The sequence below is a fragment of the Cytobacillus oceanisediminis 2691 genome, from assembly GCF_000294775.2.
GTDB lineage: Bacteria > Bacillota > Bacilli > Bacillales > Cytobacillaceae > Cytobacillus > Cytobacillus pseudoceanisediminis.
Map to the genome: position 1 here is coordinate 300200 of NZ_CP015507.1, position 22589 is coordinate 322788.

Consider the following 22589-nt stretch of genomic DNA (forward strand, 5'->3'; position numbering starts at 1 on the left):
TTATTTGGTTAGGTTTGATTTATTAAGAAATTCTCTTGAATACGCAAAATATTTAGCAGCATTTTTATATTTTCCATTAGCATAATGGTGATCCCCCAGAAACAGACAGTAATTAGATAAGGAAAAATACTTTTTTTCCATTTCCAACGCGGGAATTACTTTAGAGAACAATAATTTCTGTAATTCTTCATATTTATCAAGCAATAATAGATTATAAAAGTTAAATTCTAAATAAAACTGATTTTTTAAGTCAGGGTGTTTAATCAACAATTCAAAGCCTTTTTGAACTAGCTGAAATGCCTCATTATTGTTATTTCTTTTATGTAATTCCTTAACTAAAGAAAGGATAGTTTGAACGTGAACATAAGGGGTCAATTGATCTTCCTTACTTAAAATTTCTTGAAAAAGATCAATTGCTTTATCTATCTCTCCGATGACACCGTACAGAAACCCTAAATTATGCTGGATTGTTAAGGAAATATCTTTGTAATGTATCTGGCCAGCTAAGTCTAAAGCGGTTTTATACTGAGAAATTGCTTCCTCCATATTATTATTCCTTCGATGAGTAATCCCTAATAAAACATGACAGTCCACACATCTCTTTAGAAGATAAAGCTCCTGGTAAATCTCTAGTGCTGATTGACAATATTTTAAACAAATAGCGGTTTTTTTCAATCTTGCGGCAGCGAGCGAGTAAGCATAGTATAGGTCAGCTATTTCTAAATTATTTAACGTAAACATCGTAACTAGGCTCACTGATTTTTCAAAAAAATATAATGATTTCTCTGCCTTTTGGGTGTGGTAGTAATAATAACCTAATGCTTTATAAAAGAAATATCTTAACTCAGATGGAAGCTGGGCTTCTTTTGAAAAAATTGATTGTATCAATTGGGGGAGTTCTTTAAACTGCTTTCTTTCCACAAAGTAGAAAATAGAAATAACTTCAAATCTCAAATTTAACGCTTCTGAAAAGTCCTTATTTAAAAGTTCCTTATAAACTTTCTCTGCATTTTGAATGTCCTTATTTAGCAGAAAGTTATAAAATCCTTGAATCTCTCTTTCTCCAAATTCATTGTTAAGAGTGCTATCCTCAATACCTAATTTCTTAATTAATAAATTTTTAATTTCTTCACTCGGGTAAATGACTCCGTTTTCTATCTTAGATAGATATGAAATCGAACAAATTCCCTTTGCTAGTTCATTTTGGTTTATTTTCTTTATTGTTCGTACATATTTAATCTGTTGGCCAAAGGTAAACTTCTCAAGCATTTCCTCCCCCCTTCCTATAACAAGTTGTATGTATATTTTACTATCTTTAGTAATATATTGTAAGTTGTGTGTGGGGGAGTTTGTTGATGAACGGGTATGAAATTTACAGATAAAGCATCAATAAAATACAATAGAGTTCAAAAAATTGAACATTTTATTAAAGAATTTCCTATTTTTTTAGTTGTTTCCACTTTTATTGAATAACTATTTGAAATATCTATGAAAATGCAGTAGGTATATTGAATAGGAACTGAAGTTTGATAAAAAAATTATATGGTAAGCATCAGATATGCATAAAGTCCTAAAAAAACGTTACAAGAAAATATTTACTCTAGACAAGGATAAATGTATTATAAATTAGCCATTCTAGTTTAACATTTTATGCATATCACGAACTTGTGTTCGCTATTAAGAAAAGGAATTTTTTAGTATACTTTATTAAACAAAAGTATCTTGAATTTTATGGAACCTTATATTATTAGGGGGAATAATTAGCTTAAGATAAAGTAGAGTATCATCAGGTTTATCCTACTGATCATTTAAAAAACCAGATAAATCAATTGGAAAATAACCACTGATAGCAACTGTTTTTAAATTTGTACTCTAATTTATTGTGAAAAAATACAATTAAACCTACATTCATCTTGTAAATTAAAACTAAGAAAATCTATAGTTAAAGGGATGATAGAATTGAAACAAGAAGTCATTTTAAATGTACTGTTTTATATAAAGAGAACAATTTTTAGAAATGAAGAAAATAATAACCTTATTGAACTCATTTATATAACAAAAGAGGAAAAAGAAATAAAGAACGGTATTTCTCTTACTACTCCTGAAATTATGACATCGTATATTAATGAATTTAATGAACAAAATCTAACAGGGTTAAATTTGTCTTATGAGGAAGGTGTAGAGCAACAAGTATACATTACAAAAGAAGAAGCTGAGTACTTACTGGAGATTTCTGCAGATGAACAAAAGTTTGTAGAAGCTTGTCATAACATTTTAAAAGCTTGAACTAGGATGGTGAGAAATGGTAAAATCAAACTATAGTTTTTATTGATTTTGTCATTTTATTGCAACCATTTTTAGGTTAGCAGGTCCTTATATAAAACATATGCGTCCTTTGGGATGATCTAGAAAACACTATTTTTGTGTTTATTTTAGAACATTCTAAAGGGCGTTTTTTTGCGTTTTAGAGGGGGCCCATTAGAATCATTAAAACTATAAAGTAAAAACTTTATGGAAGGGTTGTGTTGTTAATGTTTACAACAAAGGCTAATTTTTTCTGGCGAAATGGAGGAGAGTTTTATGTTTAAGTTAACATGCTTTGCTCCGATTGAGCCTGAACAGTTAGGAAAAGCTTTAAAGGGTATCCACTTCAATCAGGTGAGAAATGGATTTGAATGGGCTATTGATGGTTCAACTTTTCGTATTGAGCCATTTGAAAACCAGCCTAGAACTTCGCTAAAAGGGTATCGAATTACATTTAATTGTGATTTATCTGGAGGGTTGTATTTATTTGATCTATCTTTAGGATGCCTCGGTGCATATGTAACAGGGATTGAATTTATACTTGAACATCCATCAATGTTCCATGCTAATTGGATGAAAGAAATGCGTAAAAGGCCATCCTTTAAAATGATAGATCCAAGAGGGCTATTTTTCAAAAATGGAATTAACATTGTTCTAGTAAATGACTCAGTGACAATTAAAATGCATAGCAGAAAAAATAAAAAACTAATATTGGCGGATTGTATAAAACAGATTGATCTTATTCGGGAAGAACTGCAGCCGAATGATTTCAATCTGTTTTCGTTTCAAAGGGAGGATATCGCATAATGGTTGAGTTTTACACTAAAGATGCAACGCAGTTTATTGTTACTTCTGATAAAATCTATCGAAATGGTGAAGTCGTAATTCAGGGCAATATTCATATTCATCATCTCATATTAAATGAGCCAGCGTGGATTGATGTTCAGCAAGGAGAAGATAAACCACCCATTTTTCTTAAACTTGATAAAGTATCTGCTGTATTACCTAGCCAGGAATTCTTTAACGGGGATAGGTGCCATCGGAATGCTTACCAGGTTTCCTTCTATGTTCATAAAACAGAGGGTTGGGTCATGGAAAAGGAAGTATTATCAGCTGTTAATGATATGCATGTACGCCAAATTTTAAAGGCTAAACATGGTAGAGACATTCGTTCAGTTTCTTCTGAGCTTTTACAATCTGATACTGAACTTTCAATTACTTATTAACCTGAAGGGGGATAAAAAAATGGAGTCAATTATTTATAGAGTTTTACTAAGCGGCCATAAGTTTGCTAAGGATGTAATTGTGAATGAGGATAATCTTTGTAGCTTTCTTCATACGATACGAAATTGTCCATTAGTTGTAGTTATGGGACCTGAAAATACTATATTTCTACGCATAGAACATGGAAACATTATTGGAGAGGAAAAGATCAAAAACCAACTGCAGGAGATTGAACATGCAGAACAAGCGGGAAACTGGAGACCTTTATCTCTGTATCAAATCTCTTACTATTGTATACTCCATGAAACCGTTTACTTGTATGCAGAAAACCGGGAACAAGCCAAGAAAGATTTCTTAACTTGGTCAATTTTTGAACCAGAGGTCATTGTTTTAGTGGCTTAATCTTAACTCCATACTCCCTTTCTAGTGGGGAACTTATTCTCAGGTTCCCAATACTAGATAAGGGAACCCTAATGGAGTGAAAGAAATGAGTAGAATACCAGCTGAAACATTAATGGAAAAATTCATTGAGGATGGACACTACCCGGAGTTAAAAAAAACTGAGGGGACGTTAAAAACCCTTACTAATTCCATTAAAACAGCTTTGGAATCTTCAGAATCCAAGCGACATGTATTTGAGAAATGGAACCTGGTAGGAAGGTTTACTGCCAAAAAGATTTATAACGTGGATTACATAGGCCTAAATGAATATCTATATGATGTTGGTTTATTGCTTCAAGTAACAGAAATCGATAACAAAGCGATAAAAACCAATGAATTGTATCACGATATGATTCAAGATTTTCGTTTGCCAGAAACATTCTATGTTAAGCCAAACTTCAATAAAGCAGGCAAGGAACTGATAAAAAGCAAATTCGAAATTCCGGATCACTGGGGCATTAACGAAGCAGCACAGCATATAGGACAGCTGAAACCGAGAGCGAAGGAATTAGCGCAGCAATATGAGGGGCTAAAATCAAAATTGGTCCATTTAATAGAAAAGGACCAGCAAAAATCCATAAAGCAACCCATTTCTCATAAGTATGGCAGTATTTCATTAGTAGCAAACCAACCTAAATACGACATATCTGCAATATATGATTATTTAGGCGAGTGGCTGCTAATTGAATATGGTAAGCCAAACTCTAAGCTATTAGAACATTATATTTTGAATGGGATGCTTTCTGAAAGAGATATCGAACCTTTTAAAACTGTTAAGGATATTCGGCTGGATTTTTCCGTAATGACCTTAGAAGATGAAGAAAAGTTCCTAACTATGAAGGACATAAAAAAGCAAATATCAGCGGCCAATAGAGTCGGTGCATAGGTGAAAATTATTTCTTATGAGGTTTTCTAACTAACGGAGGGAAAAGGATGGTTTATAATAAAACAGCTTTTATTGCAACTCTTCCAACCAAGATACAAGAGGATACATTTAAATGTTTGGAGTCTACAGGTATTTCTACTGAAGATATTCAAAATGCGATGGATTCTAGACTATGTGACTTAGAAGAATTAATAAATGTAAAGAGGTATTGGACAAGTAGATTCAACTAAAATGATGAGAATCATGAAAATTTGGATAGAATACTAAATATTTTATTGGGGGTGAAAATCCTCTGCTAAACTAGTATTAGCAGGGGGTTTCCCCCTTTTACTATTAGCAGAGGATTGTTTATGACAATTAACGTGATTAAAAAACAATCTGATAATAACTTTATGGAATGGATACTTGATCCAGAATCTAAGCTAAAACAATTCCAAGACATAAAAACTCTTATGAAAAATGAATATCTTAATGACCCTTATGATTGGGTGGTTGCATTCTCCTCCGGTAAAGATTCGACTTTAGTTTTAAAACTTGTTTGGGAAATGTTATCTGAATTGACTCAAGATCAACGGCACAAGAAGATACATGTCATTTCATCTGATACTACTGTAGAAACAAACAAGTTAACATCCTTTCTTCATAAATCACTTAAAATGATAGCTGTTAATGGCGCGGAATTGGGTATCGAAGTCCATCTGGTGAAGCCTCGTCTCATCCAGAGGTATTTCAGACACGTAATAGGATTGGGAGTAATTCCACCCGCTCCTGGTAAAGGTTTTCAATGGTGTACTGATCGATTAAAAATAGCTCCTCTAAACTCCAAAATGACTGAGATTCTAAAGCAACAGCCAGTAATTATACCAGAACCCGAGTATAACCATAGATTAACTCTACTCCTCGGTGTTCGTTTAGATGAGAGCATAAAAAGAGCTGCTAGTATCAAGAGACATACATCAAATGATTTCTTTGGGGAGCATGATTATATACCCAATGCGAGAGTATTCCATGCTGTGAGAGATATTAGCACCGATGACACCTGGAATTTTCTTAGGTATAAAAGTAAAGAACTACCATGGGGAATGCCTATTGAAAAATTGGAAGCAATGTATGGGGGCTCCAATATTAAAGAGTGTCCAGTGATCCGCAGCAAAAAAGAATTGAACAAATCATGTGGAAATACACGCACGGGTTGCTGGGTCTGCCTATTAGGTGGCCGAAAAGATAAAATGTTACAGGAATTAATCGATGGTGGAGATGAATCCGTTACTTATTTGGCAGATTGGAAAGAATTTCTTTTCGATGTAACGTTCGATTGTAGATACAAGGATCCCATAAAAGGAATTAAGGAGATTGAAAAAAGAGTTCAAAAGCATTCAAATAAGGGATTCTTAGATAATCCTGCCCTGTGGCATGAAGATGAGTTTAATCGTTATATCGACGATTATAAAGCATATGAGCGAGCTACAAAAGGAAATGAAAAAGGAGAGTATGATCCTGGTAAATTCTCTTTTGAAATGCGCCGTATGTTGCTCGAAAAGTTATTTTATGCTCAGGAAATGGCCGGCTACAAACTGATATCTGATAAAGAAGTACTTTTGATTATTCAGGAGTGGTCCAATGAAGGTTATAATGTGGCCCTGGAAGAACTTAAGCCTATAAACCACCATTATGATGGGGCAGTAGTGCTAAAAAGAGACTGGACCATAAATGAAAAGGAAACGACCAATAAAAACGCTATTTTCTTTGTGGAGGTCCCATTAAATATGCCCGCTAGTGAATTAGCGGTATATCACAAGGAACGTCAACGTTTAACAGGTAAAAGCATTTTTTGTTTTTACAGTCATGCTGATTTTAGCCATGCTAAGATGGTTTATAATAAAGCGACTTTCTTGGTTTGTAAAAAGGACATTTTAACACTAGAGGAAGCTACATCATATGTTTATGAATGGCTTTATCTAGAAGGTCATATTACAATCGGTATGGATGGCAAGTCCTTTACAAAAATGACAAAAGAAGCTAAGAATGCTGCATTAAAGCATCTAATGATTGACACTCTTGGGGGAGCAATTAAGAGCCTGGATGAAAGGATAGGGTCTTTGAAAAATCAATCTGTAAACCTTAAGACTCTTTCGGATGAGGAAATAGCTAAATTATCAAGAAGATGGTCCTTGCTTCAAAAGTGGATAAGAATAGAAAAAGAAAATCACATTGAACAAAATGAGAAAATAAATAATAAATTAACTGTAAACAATAAAAAAGTAGAGTATGACTATAATAGTGTTTACCTTACAAAAGATGGTCAACTTGTATTTACATTTTAAAACGAGGACTTTGTCTTCGTTTTTTTTGAGGGAAAACCTTTTGCTGTGCACAGATAATAATGTCGCTTAATTTATAATATAGTCATTCAAAAAGTAATAAGTTGTTTAATAATCCTTATTCCACAAACGGGGCAGGTTTGTTTAAAAAGGATATAGAATAAATAATAAAGTGATTATGGGGGAGGGATGTTTTGGGTAAGAATTTGGTTTTTCACATACCTACTTATACAAAAATCAATTCTACATTTCCAAAACCAAGGAATGATAATTACGATTATTGGGTGCCATTAATTAATTACTATTTACCAAAGTCAGACACGATTGAAATTCATTGTTGGAATGAAGAAATTGAGATTATTAGAGAAATTAAATGTCTTAACATAAATATGCTTGAAATGCAGGATGAAAAAATAACAATATTCAAGGCGAAGAAAATCTGTACCCTTTCAGATTATTTATTGAATAAAAATTTGGATCAAAACGACAACTTCAAGTGGTTTACAGTTAATTTAATATACGATGGAGTGACTGTGTTTCATTTAGGTCATTGGGGAACAGAATTCTTTGTACCAAATGCAAAGGAAAGGGACATTTTACTTATCAAAAATGTAATTCCTCCGGAATCAAATTTGCACAAATACTAAAATAGTTAGCTGCCAAATGGCGGCTTTTTTGTTCAATAAACGGGGCGATTAGCAAAAAAAGACTAATACCCCTTCTAGTTTCTGGGATATTCCAAAACTTTTAAATTTTATATTCGTAGTTTATTATGCCTTTCTATCTGAGATTGGAGGTTTCAAATGAGAAGAAGCTATAAAATATATGCATATGTAGTTTTATTAATCATTGCAGTTTTAGCTGTCTTTGATAGTTTAAATAGTTCAAATGCTGCGGAAGATGTCCGAACGGAAAAGGATGCGTTAGTTCAGAAAGTTACAAGACTAGAAAAAGAAAATGAAAATAAGTCTAATTTGTTCAATGAGGTAAGATAGGAAAAGAAGTCCTTAGAAGAAAACCTTTCTCAATTGGAAGAAGAAGTTGAAACTTTAAGATCTGCTATTGAATATAAAGAGTTTATTGCCGCTTTAAGTACGATTGAATCCTACAAGGCTTCACAATCATTTCAGGAAGCAACTAAATTTATGGCTTTTAAGATGGGCAAGGTTACTTTACAACAGACAAAGCAGGGAACTGCCCTTGTGGTTTTGGCTTTAATGGCAAAGGGTTTGAATGGATACCAAATGCTGTTCTGGATCTTAAGGAATTCAGAATTGAAAAGGATAAAGTGTACCTTACCTACAATACGGTTGAAGATATCAAAACCATTGAAATCTCTATGAGGGAGATGTCTGATCAGACATTAACATTGGCAGCAATTGCTCCATTCGCAGATGGTCCAATAACCATTAAAGATGTTGAACATATACGTCATCATGAATCGAATCGAATTAGTGTAATATGCGAATCACTTTCTAGGTTAGGAATTAAAGTGGAGGAATTTAAAGATGGACTAAAAGTTTATCCAGGTAACCCGAAACCAACTTTACTAAATACGCATGATGATCATAGAGTTGCAATGTCATTAGCACTTATCGGTTCAAGAGTTGATGGGATACAAATAAATGATCCAGGATGTGTTTCTAAAACTTGTCCTCAGTATTTTGCTTTGTTGGAAAGCTTAGGTTTAAACATAATTCAACATTAAATAATATCCGATGGCGATACTTCAGAAGAGGAAGGGAAATATTGGTGTAAGGTAGAAATAATAATATATAAATAAAAGGAGATTTTTTAATGGTCAATTATAATGTGAGAACTTATGAGGAAGCAATAAACGTAATTAAGGAGCTTGGTATACTGCCCCTTGCACCAATAATTCCTGGGTTTCCTTCTCTAAATACAATTACTCTAGAAAAGTATTGGCATTCAGATACAGAGTTCGACCCTTGGACCTGGAGGACAAAATTTTCTGCTGATGGGGTTGCAGGATATGGTAAATTCATTAAGAAAAAATCAGTATTGATTTCCCTTGAGTTTCTTCCATATATTAAAAGGATTCTAGGTCATTCTGAGCCCGTTGAGGAAAGGTACGATAACGGCAACATAACTAAAGAAGCATTTGACATATACAAAATAATTAGCCAAGAGGAAGGAATAGATACAAGGGCATTAAGGAAAAAAGCAGGGCTGAAGGATAGAGACAAAAAAAGGCTTTTTGATAATGCAATGTTGGAACTGCAAGGGTCAATGGATATTGTGATTTCAGGCATACAGGATAAAGTAAATGAAGATGGTGAAAAAAATGGATGGAGTAGTACTGCTTTTGAGACCTATGACTCCTGGGCAATGAGAAATAGTGTTGAAAACATAATTAAAGATAGAGAAGAAGCAAAGAAATTCCTTATATCTCATTTTAAATATTTATGTAGTAACGAATCTCTAAAAAGCCTTGAAAAAATATTTGCGTAAGTTTATAAGAAATGGTGTGATTTAATTATGGAGCTTACACACACAAGAATTTTAGTAGACAATTACAGGGAATGTTTCTTATTTTATAGAGATGTTTTAGGATTTGAAGTATCGTGGGGAGATGAAGAATCCTTGTATGCAGATTTTAAGTTCAGTGGTTGTACATTAGGACTATTTGAAAGGAAACAAATGCTTGAAGCTATTGGTACAGAAAAAGATCCTCTTATACATAAGTATGATAGAGCAGCATTGGTTTTTCAGGTAGATAATGTTGAAGAGAAATATGAAAACTAAAAAGAAAAAGTTGAATTCATAACTAAACCTACGGCACAAGAAGGATGGGGAATTAAAGTAGCTCACTTTAGAGATCCTGATGGAACACTTATTGAAATATATGAGAGTTTGAAATAAATAAGTACGATGCTTAAAAAGGCATCGGCTTTTTTCTTTTTCTCCAAGGATTTTGTGATACTATTCACTTAAACAATAGGGTGCGTTAGTTGTACAAGAATGAAACAACTTTAATATCCTTTTAAACAACAATATTCTATTAAATCACTTCAATTTTAACAACTATTAGAGCCTTATTACATATCAAATGTAGTGAGGCTCTTGTTTATTAAAGCGAAAGTAAAAACTTTATTATCGTTCTACATTTGCTCTTGGGTATTTAAAGGAATTTATGTGTTCTTATCGAAAGTATGAAACCAGGATCCAAATAAATATTCGTACTTAAATACTATAAAACTTATATAGGAGTATCTAGATGAAACTAATTGTTTGGAATGCTGCAATGCGTTTTAGAGATAAATTGGAACACTTAAAATCATATCAAGCAGATATTTTAATTATTCCAGAATCCGAATCTCCGGAAAAATGGGGACAAACTAAACTTCAGGACGTTAATCAATTTCTTTGGTTTGGTGAGAAAGTTAATAAAGGGATTGGTATATTTACATTAAATGAACATTATAAAATTGAACTTCATCCTTTACATAACAAGGATTTCCGCTATATTATTCCGTTGTTGGTAACTGGAAAACGGAATTTTATTCTCTTTGCGGTATGGTCACAAAATACAAAAGCAAAATTTGAAAGTTACATTGGTCAAATATATTTAGCCCTAAAATATTATGACACTTTGTTGAAGGAACCCTGTGTTATTGCTGGGGATTGGAATAGCAATAAGAACTTTGATCATATCAGGAGGGTTGGTACGCACACGGATGTTGTCAATCTATTGAAAAGTAAGGGTATAACTAGTACATACCATCATTTTTATAACGAAGAGCATGGTGTTGAGTCACAGCCTACCCACTATTTTCGAAAAGAATATGCAAGACCATTTCATATCGACTATATTTTTACTTCTAAAGATATACTATCATCGCTAAATAAAATGGAAGTAGGGAAACATGAAAATTGGATTAAATTAAGTGATCATATGCCTTTGTTAACGGATTTTAACGGTATCCAATAGCCAATAGACTCATATGGGCTCCATAAATATATATTGCCTATAAATCCAAATAATAGTAAAATAAATTTGTAACATTTTATTATTTTATTATTTTTTAGCAACCAATCTTTGGTTAGCAGGCTATGTTTATTAAACGTATGCGTTCTTTGGAACGATTCTTTTACACATTTTTTATGTGCTTATTAGAGTCATTCTGGAGGGCGCTTTTTTGCGTTTTAATAAAAAAATATACCAGAAAGGTGGAAAAGAAAATGGCTGTTACAATGTCACAGTTATTAGGAAAACCAGGAGATGTTATTGAGGATTGTAGAAAGGAAATCAGGCTTTTACCCTCAAATGACAGGTATCGCATTTCTGCAGAGATACTTCTTAGAAATGGAGAGCGTCGCTATTTTCGAGCAAAGTCTATTGATAGGAAGTCTGCTACACAAGAGGTACTCTTGTTTATTGCAGCTGTCGAGAATGCAACTGGGGAAACAGTAATGTGGAGATTAAAGGGAGAGAAAACTTATCATATGAGCACTAATTATGAGGTAAGCCCTTCTTTTATTCAGCGCACCAAAAAAGCCATTCTAGGGTACTTCTTCGACATCGAAGAGTAAGAGGCAATTAGTTTAAGAAAGCATTTAAGAGACTTTAAGAAAGGTTGTTGGAAACATTGAAAAATCATTTTGCAATTGCGAAAGAGGAGCTAGGCTTTTATGGTTTTGAAAATACTTCTCTACAAAATTTGTTAGCAGTATTAATTGGACCAAAAGCAAATCCAGTTGTAACCGGCCAGTTGTCTTCATTAGGAGTAAAAAGGCTCTCTTCCTTATCTAAAGAAGAGTTACTCCAATATGAAGGTATTGGCGAAACAACTGCGGATCGAATTATTGCCTGTATTGGACTTGCTGGTCTACTCAACAAATTTAAGTTTGAGGAATGCTATATTGTCAGAAGTCCAGAAGACGCTGCTAAATATATGGCTGATATGTCTACACTAGATCAAGAACATTTTGAGGTGCTTTTTCTTAACTCAAAAAATGTGGTTATTGGGCGTAAGACAATATTTAAAGGCTCTTTAAATGCAAGTATCGTACACCCTAGAGAAATCTTTCGTGAGGCAGTAAAACTCAGCGCAGCATCAATAATAGCTGGTCATAACCATCCCAGCGGAGACCCGTATCCTTCAAGGGAAGATATCGAAGTCACCAAAAGATTATCTGAGGCAGGGAAGCTAGTGGGGATCGATTTATTAGATCACATTATTATTGGTCATCACGGTAATTTTACTTCATTAAAAGAAAAGGGGTATTGTTAATGAATAGCCTTAACCTAGTGGGGCGACTTACAAAAAAGCCTATTATTAAAGGTGATGAACAGAAAGTTTGCCTATTCACATTAGCTGTTAATCGTAATTATACAAACCAAAACGGTGAACGTGAAGCTGATTTTATTCAGATAAAAACGTTTAAAAAGACTGCTAACAATTGTTATAAATACCTGGACAAGGGTAGTTTAGTTAGTGTTACTGCTTCTATTCGTACTGGATCTTATATGAAAGACAATAAGAAGATTTATACTATGGAAGTTGTAGCAGAAGATGTACGTTTTCTCGATACAAAGAAAAGTATCAATGAAAATAGTAATGGAGATCATCATCAATATAACCAATCCCATGATGACGACCCGTTCCCTGGTAGCGTTGAAACCCATGAGGAATGGCCATTTTAAGATTGGAGAGAATAAAGCGTTCGTTCCTTTGTGAATGAGCGCTTTTCCTTTTTAAAAAAGAATTTGGAGGCATAGAATGAAAAAATATCGTGTACTAGATGAGTCTAATATATTTTCTGCTAGTGCTGAGGAGATACGAGAATACCTAGAAGTAAGTTTTGGAGAAAAGTTTGGATTTCTTCCTATGTTTCAGGAATCGGAAGATGAAGGTTATTTAGAAATTTACCTCCATACTGATACTTATGAAATTTTGGAGGATCAGGAGCTTACTAAACTCGAAGAAATGGATATCACGGAGTCTGACTCCTTAAAAGCCATTTGTTCAATCTTAGGGCTTCGGATTGAAAATTAATAGATCTCCAAAATGAAGAAAGGGTTTTGTGTTTCCCTTTCTTTTTTAATTATGAAGGAGGAATTCTTTTGAATCTGCCAGATTGTTATCTCGATTCAGCAGTGACCGAACCGTTTTTTAAAAAGGCCAAGGAGTACATTCCCTTTTTAGCTTACTTCGCGATTCAAAGTGCGTTTGCAGAGAAAGATAAGATGTTCAAAGTGGTTGCTTTGACCCACCTACGGAATCATTACAAAAAAGGTGAGGTATCAAGGGACCAACTCAATGAGCTTATAGAATACTTAGATACTTTTCGCGATCCTTATCAGGACTTTTACGAAAAGGCTGGATTTCGGACTTGGACAGATACTAAGAATAATATTTTAGGAGGATTATTAAATGAGTCATGTAGGAAATAAAATTAGGGCTGGCTTCTTTGCCACTCCTGAACGACAAGGTGAGTATTTCACTCAGTTATTAGAAGTTGAAGGGAGCGGAGTGTGGCTAGATCCCACATGCGGTGAAGGTGAAATCCTTAAACAACTATCAGCTGCCTTTCAGAAAGAGGATTGTAGGATTACTACATACGGTGTGGAGTTGGATAAGGGAAGAGCGGATAAAGCAAAATCTGTATTAGACCATACAATTAATGCACCTATTGAATCTATGGTCATTGTGCGAGGCGTTCTTCAATAACTAGAGCAAATCTAGGAAAAGAAGGGGCTATTCGTAATAAAGAATAGTTACAACTGAATTAATGATAAAGAGGAATGAAAGCCTTCATGTTGAGCTGAAACTCTTTCCCTAAGACTCCTGCATGCATCTACTAATAGTGAATCAGAGATGTGTGAAGCCAGGCGAAGTCGGCTGAAATCACCCTAAGTTCTTTGAATATGGATGATGATAAGTCGGGGGGCTACAAAATAAATATGGTGAGAATGTTCTAAAATGAACTGACGAACTGGCGAATGAACGGGTCTACATGATAGGAATACGAAAGTATTCTGCTCGCTACAGCGAGGTGAGTGTCGGCTAGTAAGCAAATGACTATGAAAACCGATATATCCAACCATGAGGATATTACGCTCACAGGCTCAGAGTCAGCACCTAAGTTTATATGTATAGCTAATTAATTCGGAACGTCGTAAGCGATAAACTTCTATATAACAGTCACTACTGGGAAGGTTGCTATAAGATACCTTGTATCGAAATGCATTCGTTGTCGTGAAAGTAGGGCCACAGTACCTATGAAATTATGGAAACATAGTGGAGGGATAGGCCCAAGTCTAGGATAGAACTAAAATCTGGTTTAATAGATGAGCTGCATCGGTCGAGTATGAATGTGGGGACAACTCAAAGAAAGGTGGAGTTGCCACAGTGCAGACGAGATTGCGACAGTGGGAGTATTACGGACTAACACCGACCTTTTCTGAGTTATATGAGAAAAGTAAGAACGGTGAAAAGTTTAATAAACTTTACGAGATAATTACCAGTCGAGACAACATCCTTTTAGCATATAGAACTATCAAGTCAAATTCAGGGTCTAAAACTCCAGGAACTGACGGAATTACGATAGACAGCTATAAACTAAAATCCCAAGAGGAACTAATCACTCTTATCCAAGAGCAGTTAGTGGATTATAAACCTAAAGCGGTCAGAAGAGTCTATATTCCCAAACCCAATGGAGACAAACGTCCATTAGGAATTCCTAGCATGATTGAACGGATTATTCAACAGATGTTTAAGCAAGTCCTTGAGCCAATTTGTGAAGCGAAATTCTACTCACACAGCTATGGTTTCAGACCTTTAAGAAGTACATCCCATGCAAAATCCCGTTGCGATTCATTAATCAACAAGGCTGAACTACACTTTGTTGTAGACGTAGATATTAAAGGCTTCTTTGATAACGTAAATCACCGCAGGTTAATGAAGCAAATATGGAGTATAGGCATACAGGATAGAAAAGTCCTAGCAATAATCTCAAAAATGTTAAAAGCCCCCATTAAAGGTCTTGGTATTCCTACAAAAGGAACACCACAGGGAGGTATCCTGTCACCACTTCTGTCTAACATAGTCTTACATGACTTAGATGTATGGATCTCGAATCAATGGGAGAACTACCCATCGAAATTTTCTTACAAAAGACAAGGTGATAAGGTAGCCGCCTTAAAACGTACCAATTTAAAGGAAGGTTACATTGTGAGATATGCTGACGACTTTAAAATCTTTGCAAGAAACCATAAAGTTGCACTCAAATGGTTTCACGCGGTTAAAGATTACTTAAAGGAAAGGCTCAAATTAGACATCAACCCGGATAAATCCAAAGTAGTTAATCTCCGAAAAAGAAGCACCGATTTCTTAGGTTTCACTCTAAAAGCAACCCCAAAGGGTAGCAGTTACTTTTCAAAAAGTAATATAAAGAGTGAAAAGAAGGAGCAAATTTTGAGACGTGCGAGAAAGCATATCTTGAATATTCGCAAAAACCCTTCCCGAGAAAACCTTATGAATTGGAACAGCTTCATTCTAGGAATCCATAACTACTTTAAATATGCAACTCATGTTAGTAACGACTTTACCGACCTGTCCCACAGATTATCCCGACTGATATACAATAGGTTCTCAAAAGTTGGAAAGCGGGTTTACACAAGTAATGCACCACCAACATACAAAAAATTCTATGGCTGGTCCAGATACAGAGCATGGGAAATAAATGGTATTTACCTTTATCCTATGCAAGCTATTAAGACCAGAACAAACCTGAATTTCTCACAGGAGCTAACACCATTCACGGAAAAAGGGAGATTGCTAATTTCTAAGAAATTGAAGCCCGAAATCATGGGTGAAATTCTTAAATTGATGAAATCCCATATCCCTGAGGGTACAGCGGAATACCTAGACAACCGTGTTTCACGATATTCAATGCAAATGGGTTGTTGTGATATTACAGGAGAATTTTTATATGCGGATGATGTTCATTGTCACCATTTTACCCCTAGAAAAGAAGGAGGTAATGATTCCTTTGACAATCTGAGAATCATCCATAAAAACGTGCATAGACTGATTCACGCTTCTGACGAAGACACTATTGGGCCGATACCTTATGTTACTAAATCTGAAGGCAAGGCAAATTCAGAAAGTTAACCAATATCGCAAGGCTTGTAATCTAAAACCAATTAGATTCTAAACTAGGTGGAACGCCGTATGAGGTGAAAATCTCACGTACGGTGTGGAGCGGGGGAAAAGGTGGAGATAGCATCAAAACCTTACCTATCGCTATCAAAATGAAGCTGTATCATTTTTATACTTAAATCCCCCATACGATTTCACAATGAAAGGGATAGATGATGAATCAGCTGACAGAAAAGAGTGGACTGAGCTTTACAGAAACACCAAATATCTTAAGGAACAAGGTCTCATAATGTATGTGATTCCTTCTTATCGTTATTCCGATAAGCGGATCGCTAGGTTTTTGGCCACACATTTTTATAATGTAGGCATGATGAGATTTTCGGATGATGATTATGATGATTTCCGTCAATGTATATTTATCGGTAATAAAAAGACAGGTAAGCATAAGGAATTTAATCAAAAGCTGTTTGACTTCCTTATTCAAATGGAATCTGATGAATTTGTGATGGAAAATGTTACACCGGTAGACCGCTTCGTTGCTGCCAATAAAAAGTGGAGTGTTCCTTCAGGAGTAGAAAAATTAAGGACATTCTATACCAAGTTAGCAAATAAATCAGATTTTGTTGAAGGGATTCGAAACAGTAAAGGGTTTCAGGCCTTTAAAAACCGTTCTAAACCACGCCAGCTAGAGATTGGCGGTAACCCTATTCTACCCTTAAATGTTGGCCAACTGGCTCTCCTACTAGCCTCTGGAGCCGTTAATGGAGAAATTGGAGAGGGAGATAATTATCACCTTGTACAGGGGCTAGAGCTTGTGAAAAAAATTCCGAATGAGGAAAAGAAAGTGCACGATAATGGCAGTGTAACGACGATTACAAAAATTCGTACGCGACGTGAAGTCAGCGTTAAGGTAATCACGCCTCAGGGGAAAATTTTGAAGCTCGTTTAGAGACACTGAACCAAAAACCTTCTGAAAGACTGAACCTAAAGATCAACCTTTTTTTTGGGAGGAAAGAATATGGATACCCATAACGAAATAGTATTCATGGAAGAGCAAATGAAGAAGCTCGTAGCAAAGGATGCACTACTAAAATTAGTGTATAAAGATATGACAATCAATAGGAATCATTCAAGTGAAGATGCATTAAAAATCATATTTAATGGCTATGTACTTGATGATCCGATCATGGAGGAAGAATATCGTAAAGCCTCCAAGTAAGTAATCTTTAAATTAGGGGGAAAAAGTATGTTAAAAAATAGTGCTAACCAATTACCTTCTAACACAGAAAAAGTTGTAAAAGAATTAATAGATATTTACTGGTCAGATATCTATAACTCTCAAGTGATTGAGGAAACTATTGAGGCCGCTGCCAACTTACCTATACCCCAAACTATACAGAAATTTATAAACTCTATGGATAGTATAGTTAAGTCAGAAATTAAGGTATCTCCTTTGTACGTTATTGAACCATATGGAGATGCATTGGAAAAATTAAACCCTGGTTATTATTCTGAAAAACGTAGAGTTTTTTATCAAGAGGATATGGACTCTATCATCTAAATACAGGAATAAAGGCAAGGTTCTTTTGTTGGAACCTTGCCTTTTTATTACAGGGATAATTTAAACTGGAGGGATAACAAATGAATTTAAAGTTAAAGAAAGTATATACCGTATCAAAAAAAGGGAAGCCAGAGAAACCTCGACTTTTCCTTCAACATCTTGTATGTGAAGCTGCCGGTTTTAAGGTGAAAGGTGAAGTGTATATTAAAATAAATGAGTTAACTGAAGAGGTAGTATTGCAAAATTTTCCGTTTGAAGATGGAGAAGATGTTCATACTGTTCATGTGGCTTGTAGAAAGAGCAAGATAAGCGGAAAAGAACGGCCTCTAGTTGATACTGCCGGAGATAAATATTGTTCTTTTCTTGATATTAATCAAAAAATAGAAGTTAATGTTTATAAACAAGGCAATAAAGGACAGGTAATTATACGTCCCCTTGAATATAAGTTATTTGAAAACAGCACAATACCAACTCCGAGAAACGAGCGGATCAAATTATTATCTATTTGTGCAGGAGCTGGTGTGGGAACTAGTGTTTTGGAGGATACAGGATATTTTTCCGCTGTTCAAGAGATAGAATTAGAGGATGATTCGGCTGAAGTATTACTCCATAACTTCCCTAATTCGACGGTTTTCTGTGGTGATCTTCGTGATTGTCAAGATTTAGCCGAAGTCGATATGGCATTCATTACAGCGCCATGCAGCGAACATAGTAGTTTAGGCTTCCAAGAGGGTAATGTAATGAACGATTTAGTCCTTGCAACTGCAAAGATCATTCAATCCTCAAAAGCTGAAGTTTTATTCTTTGAAAATGTTCCTCAATACTATAAAAGTAATGCCTGGGAATCGCTAAAAAACCTATTAAAGGACGATTATCCATTCTGGGGTCAAAAAGAACTGGAAGCATGGGATTTAGGATCCCTTGCCACAAGGAAAAGGACGTATGCTGTAGCATTTAAAGATGAAAAGAGATTCCTGTCATTTGACTTCCCAGTTGCTCCTAAACTCAGAAGGAAAAAATTAAAAGATTTTCTTGACCGCTCAAGTGTGCAGCATGAATGGAAGAGTGTAAGAAAATTTATGGATTCTTTTAACAGTCGTGAAGCCTGGAAGGATAGAAGCTTGGATCTAACTTTTGTTGGTAAGGATGCAGAAAGGATACAATGCATTCCGAAACGGTATACAAGTCAGTGTGCTTCAAATAGTCATGTTTTAAGTGACAATGGTGAGAATTTCCGATTTCTTTCAATTGATGAAATAAAGAGAATAATGGGGATTCCGGACCATTTTACTTTCACGGAAAATATACAAAAAATAAGAAAGTATGAAATGCTTGGTCAAAGTGTTGATGGAAGGGTTATTAAAGCCATCGCGAATCGGCTAGCATATACTTTTATGAAAGTTAAAACTAAAGCTTCAACTGCTACTGAAACATTAAAGAAGCATGTTCAGAGCTACAGTGTTAGTAATTGTGGTCAGCTTGAACTTTTGCTCTCCTAGTTTAGGAGGGCTTTTTTGTTTCCATTCTCATAAAAATTCCCACTCAATAACAAAAAAGCCACTAGTAATTAGGAAAGTATAAGAGGAGTCTATTATTTATGTTCAAATGACAGTACAGCTACAATCAAAGTTGGAGTATTTGCAAATAAATTAATTTGTTAAATGCTACCAATGGTTAAATGTGATGTAAGATGCATTGTAATTTATTACCTTAGGAAGTAAAATTAAAAGTGAATTTGGAAAAAAAGTTAAAGTAACTCAATGCGCAAGGAAATAATAATAAAAAGTAGGTGTTTTAGTATGAAAGTGATAAGCAAGTTATTGGTAGTTTTTTTCTTAACATTTATATTCGTAGGAAACAGTACTATAGCCAAAGAAAATAATTTTGAGGAAATACAAAAAAAATACCCTAACGCTACTGAAGTATTAACTGATGAGAATCTAACTAAAGCAGAAGTTGAAGAACTGGAAGAACTCTCAAGAAAAATCGAAAAAGATATGGCAGCTAACCCTGATAAGGTTATGTATGCAACTCCAGTGGATGATAACTAAATTCATCCCGCGATCTGCATCATCGATGCCTTAATTATTGCTGGTTTGACCAATTCCTCAGAGGAAATGTTAGGTCCTGAAATTAAAGATGAAATCTGAAGACCTTTGTTTTTAATAATCTCCGAAAAACACGTTCTTACGAGAGGTAGGGGCGTTTTTTCTTGTTCAATTAACAATTGGTTATGTTCAAGATCAGCTGCCGAATCAGGCAGCTTTTCTCATTGAGCTAAAGTGGCAGGATTTCTGCAATACAGGAACCCGTACATGATAAAATGCAAAAGCTTATAATTTTTATAATTCAAATTACAAAAAATCACAGGACACTATGTGAATTTTGGTAAAATTTGAATAATTTGGGTATATTTGAGTGATTTATATAACGTTGATTTTATCTATTGTAAATTATTACCACTGAGAGTATGATATTAAGTGAATCGCGATTCGAAGTTAATGTCTCATTTTGAAAGAAACTATTTATAAGTAGGTGTTTTAGTTATGAAAGCTATAAGTAAAGTACTGTTAGTTCTCTCCTTTGCTTTTTTATTCGTAGGAAGTAGTGCTGCAGCCGAAGAAAATAATTTTGAGAAAATACAAAAAAAATATCCTAATGCTACTGAAGTATTGACTGACGAGAATCTAGCAGAATCAGAAACTAAAGAGCTAGAAGAACTTTCAAAGAAAGTAGAGAAAGATATGGCAGAGAATCCAGATAAGGTTATGTATGCTACTCCAGTGGATGATAACTTAATACAGCCCATGGTAGCATTGCCATATAGTTATACGTTTCGATTTCAATCAGCAAGTCTTCAGGGAAGTTCTTTTACACCTATGAAATATACATTTATTAAAAATAGTATATCTAATAGTTCTCAAGTTCCGGTTACATTTAGTCTCTACACTAGTGATGGAACTTTTGTAGGTAGTAGGATTTATCCTGCTGGCACTACAAGTACTTCTTCTATTAATATCACACGAGGAAAGACCTATAAATTTGTTTTATCAGGAACCTCAGGATGGTGGAAAGAAGGAAGAGGAACCATTACTGAATCATTATATCAATAATTAAAAAATTCTTGGAACCTAGATAAATTATAAACTCCTCCGAATACACATAACAAATTAATTCGGAGGAGTTTATGCTCTTGGGAAATAGTAGGCTGTTAGATAAATGAACTAATTTTAGATCTGAGCACCATATTAAAGCAAATTCGCTTTTGAGCGAGTTTTATTATTAACCGTTACAACTTCAAAAAAATAAGTAAGTAACCACACTGAAAAATGTTATAGCCACTTCAATTACGGTCTGAGTTCAGTTAATAAGGGCTAAATTAATGAAAAATTTATAAATTTACTTTAACAGCCTTAATTCGTAAGCTTTATCAATGAAAGGAATTATATCCTCCAAATTATCAACCCATTCTAATCTTATATAAGCCTCCCCAGGAGTGGGCTTTGTACCATCGGTATCCTGGTAGTCCCTCTGCAATAATTCATCAATTTCTTGCTGGATAGAGATTGCAGCTTGGGTATGAAGCTTTTTCCCAAGATGAAGAACTAGACATACATGTCTTGCAGCGGTTAAAGACAAAAATTTAAAGGAGCCTTTTTTACTAATATAACCTATGCAATCCGTTCGTTCGCCTTGCTTATAGCGAGCGTGATAATCCTCAACTTCCTCCCTATATGTACTTTTATTATATAGATACTCATCAACTTCTCTTGCTAGCTCTCTTGCTTTAGTAGTCTTAAAGAGATCGAAAAAATAATCTTTTGTTTTCAAAACATCATACCCCCATTACCTCATAACGTATAGTCTTAATTATACATATGAAACAAGCCTATCGTTTGAATTTTGAACCTAATGATGTTTTTAGCTTTACATCATGCTTTATTGCCTTCTACATTTGTAAATCCATTCATACTTATATTTATATAAGAAATTATTGGGAGGTAAGGGCCGTGACTAAAACAAGACAAGATGCTTGGACCGGGGAAGAGGATGAGCTACTAGCAAATGTAGTACTTTCAAATATTCGAACCGGGGGAACACAATTAAAGGCATTTGAGGAGGTAGGTAAGCAACTATCAAGAACCGCTTCTGCCTGTGGCTTTAGGTGGAATGCTTGTGTTAGAAGGCAGTATAAAGAGGAGATTATAAAAGCAAAAACACAACGAAAAGAGTTAACTCCAACTCAGCCAGATAATACTACAAAGAAAATTGGACAGATATTTAGTAGGAGGCCCTCACCCTCTGGAGATATTATTGAACTTCAAGTACTTATCAATAATATTGAATTATTGTATAAGAAAGCTTTTGAAGGAGAGGAACAACATAACCAAGTCGATACGCTAAAAAAACAAGTTCTATTTTTAAAAGAGGAAAACCAAAAATTATCAGCAGAGAAAGATAAACTCGAAAAAGAATATAACAAGCTAAAAGAAATAATAGAATCTTCTACTAGGTTACTTACCTCGGGAGCCCGACTTAAATAGAAACTTAACAATCTCTTCCTCAGGTGTTGAATATTTCCACTAGTCATGTTTTAATTTAGGTACAACAACTGGATATCCAAAAGGGAAGCCCCCTATCAAACAAGCCGAAATACCTTCGGTTTCTTTGTAGGGGGCTTTTTGTCGTCTATTCGACATTTATCTGGTTAAAAGGCCAAAGTA

General features: G+C 34.6%; 29 protein-coding genes and 1 pseudogene. 28 read left to right on the forward strand and 2 right to left on the reverse strand.

What is annotated here, in order from left to right:
* Entirely contained in the window at positions 1-1269 is a 1269-nt protein-coding gene (locus A361_RS28650) for a helix-turn-helix transcriptional regulator (RefSeq protein ID WP_019379615.1), read from the reverse strand.
* A gap of 681 nt (positions 1270-1950) precedes the next feature.
* Here A361_RS28650 and A361_RS28655 point away from each other — a divergent pair.
* From A361_RS28655 to A361_RS28775, 27 genes and pseudogenes are all read left to right on the forward strand, one after another.
* Positions 1951-2286 carry a hypothetical protein gene (locus A361_RS28655; RefSeq protein ID WP_236888099.1) on the forward strand — a complete coding sequence of 112 codons (336 nt, stop codon included), beginning with the start codon at positions 1951-1953 and terminating at the stop codon, positions 2284-2286.
* 294 nt (positions 2287-2580) lie between these two features.
* Complete coding sequence (locus tag A361_RS28660) at positions 2581-3111, forward strand: hypothetical protein (RefSeq protein ID WP_019379612.1); 531 nt, start codon at positions 2581-2583, stop codon at positions 3109-3111.
* On the forward strand, positions 3111-3530 hold the full coding sequence (locus A361_RS28665) for a hypothetical protein (protein WP_019379611.1): 420 nt from the start codon (positions 3111-3113) through the stop codon (positions 3528-3530). Before A361_RS28660 ends, A361_RS28665 begins: the two co-directional genes overlap by 1 nt.
* Before the next feature lie 19 nt (positions 3531-3549).
* Positions 3550-3930, forward strand: coding sequence for a hypothetical protein (locus tag A361_RS28670; RefSeq protein WP_019379610.1), 381 nt, complete (start codon positions 3550-3552; stop codon positions 3928-3930).
* 85 nt (positions 3931-4015) lie between these two features.
* Positions 4016-4855: a hypothetical protein gene (locus tag A361_RS28675; RefSeq protein ID WP_019379609.1), complete on the forward strand. Its 840-nt coding sequence runs from the start codon at positions 4016-4018 to the stop codon at positions 4853-4855.
* Positions 4856-4902: 47 nt separating this feature from the next.
* Positions 4903-5085 (forward strand): hypothetical protein, encoded by a 183-nt coding sequence (locus A361_RS28680; protein WP_019379608.1) that lies wholly within the window; start codon positions 4903-4905, stop codon positions 5083-5085.
* Positions 5086-5205: 120 nt separating this feature from the next.
* Positions 5206-7179, forward strand: coding sequence for a hypothetical protein (locus tag A361_RS28685; RefSeq protein ID WP_019379607.1), 1974 nt, complete (start codon positions 5206-5208; stop codon positions 7177-7179).
* A gap of 191 nt (positions 7180-7370) precedes the next feature.
* Positions 7371-7823, forward strand: coding sequence for a hypothetical protein (locus tag A361_RS28690; RefSeq protein WP_019379606.1), 453 nt, complete (start codon positions 7371-7373; stop codon positions 7821-7823).
* Positions 7824-7979: 156 nt separating this feature from the next.
* A complete protein-coding gene (locus tag A361_RS30730) occupies positions 7980-8171 on the forward strand; it encodes a hypothetical protein (protein WP_019379605.1) in 192 nt (63 codons plus the stop codon).
* A gap of 33 nt (positions 8172-8204) precedes the next feature.
* Positions 8205-8519, forward strand: coding sequence for a hypothetical protein (locus A361_RS30735; RefSeq protein ID WP_019379604.1), 315 nt, complete (start codon positions 8205-8207; stop codon positions 8517-8519).
* Positions 8510-8884, forward strand: a pseudogene (locus A361_RS30740) (3-phosphoshikimate 1-carboxyvinyltransferase); the annotation flags it as partial. The gene A361_RS30735 and the pseudogene A361_RS30740, both read left to right, overlap by 10 nt.
* A gap of 89 nt (positions 8885-8973) precedes the next feature.
* Complete coding sequence (locus tag A361_RS28700; RefSeq protein WP_019379602.1) at positions 8974-9648, forward strand: hypothetical protein; 675 nt, start codon at positions 8974-8976, stop codon at positions 9646-9648.
* Between the two features lie 27 nt (positions 9649-9675).
* Positions 9676-9942 carry a VOC family protein gene (locus tag A361_RS28705; protein WP_019379601.1) on the forward strand — a complete coding sequence of 89 codons (267 nt, stop codon included), beginning with the start codon at positions 9676-9678 and terminating at the stop codon, positions 9940-9942.
* Between the two features lie 472 nt (positions 9943-10414).
* Complete coding sequence (locus A361_RS28710; protein WP_019379600.1) at positions 10415-11128, forward strand: endonuclease/exonuclease/phosphatase family protein; 714 nt, start codon at positions 10415-10417, stop codon at positions 11126-11128.
* Between the two features lie 251 nt (positions 11129-11379).
* Positions 11380-11730 (forward strand): DUF6018 family natural product bioysynthesis protein, encoded by a 351-nt coding sequence (locus A361_RS28715; RefSeq protein WP_019379599.1) that lies wholly within the window; start codon positions 11380-11382, stop codon positions 11728-11730.
* 44 nt (positions 11731-11774) lie between these two features.
* Positions 11775-12431, forward strand: coding sequence for a RadC family protein (gene radC / locus A361_RS28720; RefSeq protein ID WP_019379598.1), 657 nt, complete (start codon positions 11775-11777; stop codon positions 12429-12431).
* Positions 12431-12844, forward strand: a complete 414-nt coding sequence (locus A361_RS28725; protein ID WP_019379597.1) for a single-stranded DNA-binding protein — start codon at positions 12431-12433, stop codon at positions 12842-12844. Before radC ends, A361_RS28725 begins: the two co-directional genes overlap by 1 nt.
* Before the next feature lie 76 nt (positions 12845-12920).
* Positions 12921-13196, forward strand: coding sequence for a hypothetical protein (locus A361_RS28730; protein ID WP_009336504.1), 276 nt, complete (start codon positions 12921-12923; stop codon positions 13194-13196).
* 68 nt (positions 13197-13264) lie between these two features.
* Positions 13265-13594, forward strand: a complete 330-nt coding sequence (locus A361_RS28735; protein ID WP_019379596.1) for a hypothetical protein — start codon at positions 13265-13267, stop codon at positions 13592-13594.
* A complete protein-coding gene (locus A361_RS28740; protein ID WP_019379595.1) occupies positions 13575-13871 on the forward strand; it encodes a DUF6094 domain-containing protein in 297 nt (98 codons plus the stop codon). Before A361_RS28735 ends, A361_RS28740 begins: the two co-directional genes overlap by 20 nt.
* Before the next feature lie 681 nt (positions 13872-14552).
* Positions 14553-16316: a group II intron reverse transcriptase/maturase gene (ltrA, locus tag A361_RS28745; RefSeq protein WP_311316068.1), complete on the forward strand. Its 1764-nt coding sequence runs from the start codon at positions 14553-14555 to the stop codon at positions 16314-16316.
* A gap of 187 nt (positions 16317-16503) precedes the next feature.
* Entirely contained in the window at positions 16504-17253 is a 750-nt protein-coding gene (locus tag A361_RS28750; protein ID WP_019379594.1) for a DUF6094 domain-containing protein, read from the forward strand.
* A gap of 69 nt (positions 17254-17322) precedes the next feature.
* The gene (locus A361_RS28755; protein ID WP_019379593.1) at positions 17323-17523 is read left to right on the forward strand and encodes a hypothetical protein; all 201 of its coding nucleotides are present in this window, start codon (positions 17323-17325) and stop codon (positions 17521-17523) included.
* A 27-nt stretch (positions 17524-17550) separates the two neighbouring features.
* Positions 17551-17865 carry a hypothetical protein gene (locus tag A361_RS28760; RefSeq protein ID WP_019379592.1) on the forward strand — a complete coding sequence of 105 codons (315 nt, stop codon included), beginning with the start codon at positions 17551-17553 and terminating at the stop codon, positions 17863-17865.
* Positions 17866-17945: 80 nt separating this feature from the next.
* Complete coding sequence (locus A361_RS28765) at positions 17946-19364, forward strand: DNA cytosine methyltransferase (protein WP_019379591.1); 1419 nt, start codon at positions 17946-17948, stop codon at positions 19362-19364.
* Between the two features lie 300 nt (positions 19365-19664).
* Positions 19665-19916 (forward strand): hypothetical protein, encoded by a 252-nt coding sequence (locus tag A361_RS28770; protein ID WP_019379590.1) that lies wholly within the window; start codon positions 19665-19667, stop codon positions 19914-19916.
* A 495-nt stretch (positions 19917-20411) separates the two neighbouring features.
* Positions 20412-20978 (forward strand): hypothetical protein, encoded by a 567-nt coding sequence (locus A361_RS28775; protein ID WP_019379589.1) that lies wholly within the window; start codon positions 20412-20414, stop codon positions 20976-20978.
* Positions 20979-21264: 286 nt separating this feature from the next.
* Here the strand turns inward: A361_RS28775 and A361_RS28780 are convergent, their stop codons facing one another.
* Complete coding sequence (locus A361_RS28780) at positions 21265-21696, reverse strand: hypothetical protein (protein WP_019379588.1); 432 nt, start codon at positions 21694-21696, stop codon at positions 21265-21267.
* Between the two features lie 179 nt (positions 21697-21875).
* Between A361_RS28780 and A361_RS31355 the strand changes: the two genes are divergently transcribed.
* Positions 21876-22409 carry an RsfA family transcriptional regulator gene (locus A361_RS31355; RefSeq protein ID WP_019379587.1) on the forward strand — a complete coding sequence of 178 codons (534 nt, stop codon included), beginning with the start codon at positions 21876-21878 and terminating at the stop codon, positions 22407-22409.
* Positions 22410-22589: the final 180 nt, after the last annotated feature.

Excerpts from the sequence above, each read along its gene's own strand:
- A361_RS28685 (WP_019379607.1), top strand. The coding sequence starts at position 5,206 with ATGACAATTAACGTGATTAAAAAACAATCTGATAATAACTTTATGGAA.
- A361_RS28760 (WP_019379592.1), top strand. The coding sequence starts at position 17,551 with ATGTTAAAAAATAGTGCTAACCAATTACCTTCTAACACAGAAAAAGTT.
- A361_RS28655 (WP_236888099.1), top strand. The coding sequence starts at position 1,951 with ATGATAGAATTGAAACAAGAAGTCATTTTAAATGTACTGTTTTATATA.
- A361_RS28765 (WP_019379591.1), top strand. The coding sequence starts at position 17,946 with ATGAATTTAAAGTTAAAGAAAGTATATACCGTATCAAAAAAAGGGAAG.
- A361_RS28660 (WP_019379612.1), top strand. The coding sequence starts at position 2,581 with ATGTTTAAGTTAACATGCTTTGCTCCGATTGAGCCTGAACAGTTAGGA.
- A361_RS28755 (WP_019379593.1), top strand. The coding sequence starts at position 17,323 with ATGGATACCCATAACGAAATAGTATTCATGGAAGAGCAAATGAAGAAG.
- A361_RS28725 (WP_019379597.1), top strand. The coding sequence starts at position 12,431 with ATGAATAGCCTTAACCTAGTGGGGCGACTTACAAAAAAGCCTATTATT.
- A361_RS28680 (WP_019379608.1), top strand. The coding sequence starts at position 4,903 with ATGGTTTATAATAAAACAGCTTTTATTGCAACTCTTCCAACCAAGATA.
- A361_RS28740 (WP_019379595.1), top strand. The coding sequence starts at position 13,575 with ATGAGTCATGTAGGAAATAAAATTAGGGCTGGCTTCTTTGCCACTCCT.
- A361_RS28705 (WP_019379601.1), top strand. The coding sequence starts at position 9,676 with ATGGAGCTTACACACACAAGAATTTTAGTAGACAATTACAGGGAATGT.
- A361_RS28700 (WP_019379602.1), top strand. The coding sequence starts at position 8,974 with ATGGTCAATTATAATGTGAGAACTTATGAGGAAGCAATAAACGTAATT.
- A361_RS28650 (WP_019379615.1), bottom strand. The coding sequence starts at position 1,269 with ATGCTTGAGAAGTTTACCTTTGGCCAACAGATTAAATATGTACGAACA.
- A361_RS28775 (WP_019379589.1), top strand. The coding sequence starts at position 20,412 with ATGAAAGCTATAAGTAAAGTACTGTTAGTTCTCTCCTTTGCTTTTTTA.
- A361_RS30730 (WP_019379605.1), top strand. The coding sequence starts at position 7,980 with ATGAGAAGAAGCTATAAAATATATGCATATGTAGTTTTATTAATCATT.
- A361_RS28670 (WP_019379610.1), top strand. The coding sequence starts at position 3,550 with ATGGAGTCAATTATTTATAGAGTTTTACTAAGCGGCCATAAGTTTGCT.
- A361_RS28715 (WP_019379599.1), top strand. The coding sequence starts at position 11,380 with ATGGCTGTTACAATGTCACAGTTATTAGGAAAACCAGGAGATGTTATT.
- A361_RS28710 (WP_019379600.1), top strand. The coding sequence starts at position 10,415 with ATGAAACTAATTGTTTGGAATGCTGCAATGCGTTTTAGAGATAAATTG.
- A361_RS28665 (WP_019379611.1), top strand. The coding sequence starts at position 3,111 with ATGGTTGAGTTTTACACTAAAGATGCAACGCAGTTTATTGTTACTTCT.
- A361_RS28770 (WP_019379590.1), top strand. The coding sequence starts at position 19,665 with ATGAAAGTGATAAGCAAGTTATTGGTAGTTTTTTTCTTAACATTTATA.
- A361_RS28675 (WP_019379609.1), top strand. The coding sequence starts at position 4,016 with ATGAGTAGAATACCAGCTGAAACATTAATGGAAAAATTCATTGAGGAT.
- A361_RS28750 (WP_019379594.1), top strand. The coding sequence starts at position 16,504 with ATGAAAGGGATAGATGATGAATCAGCTGACAGAAAAGAGTGGACTGAG.
- A361_RS28730 (WP_009336504.1), top strand. The coding sequence starts at position 12,921 with ATGAAAAAATATCGTGTACTAGATGAGTCTAATATATTTTCTGCTAGT.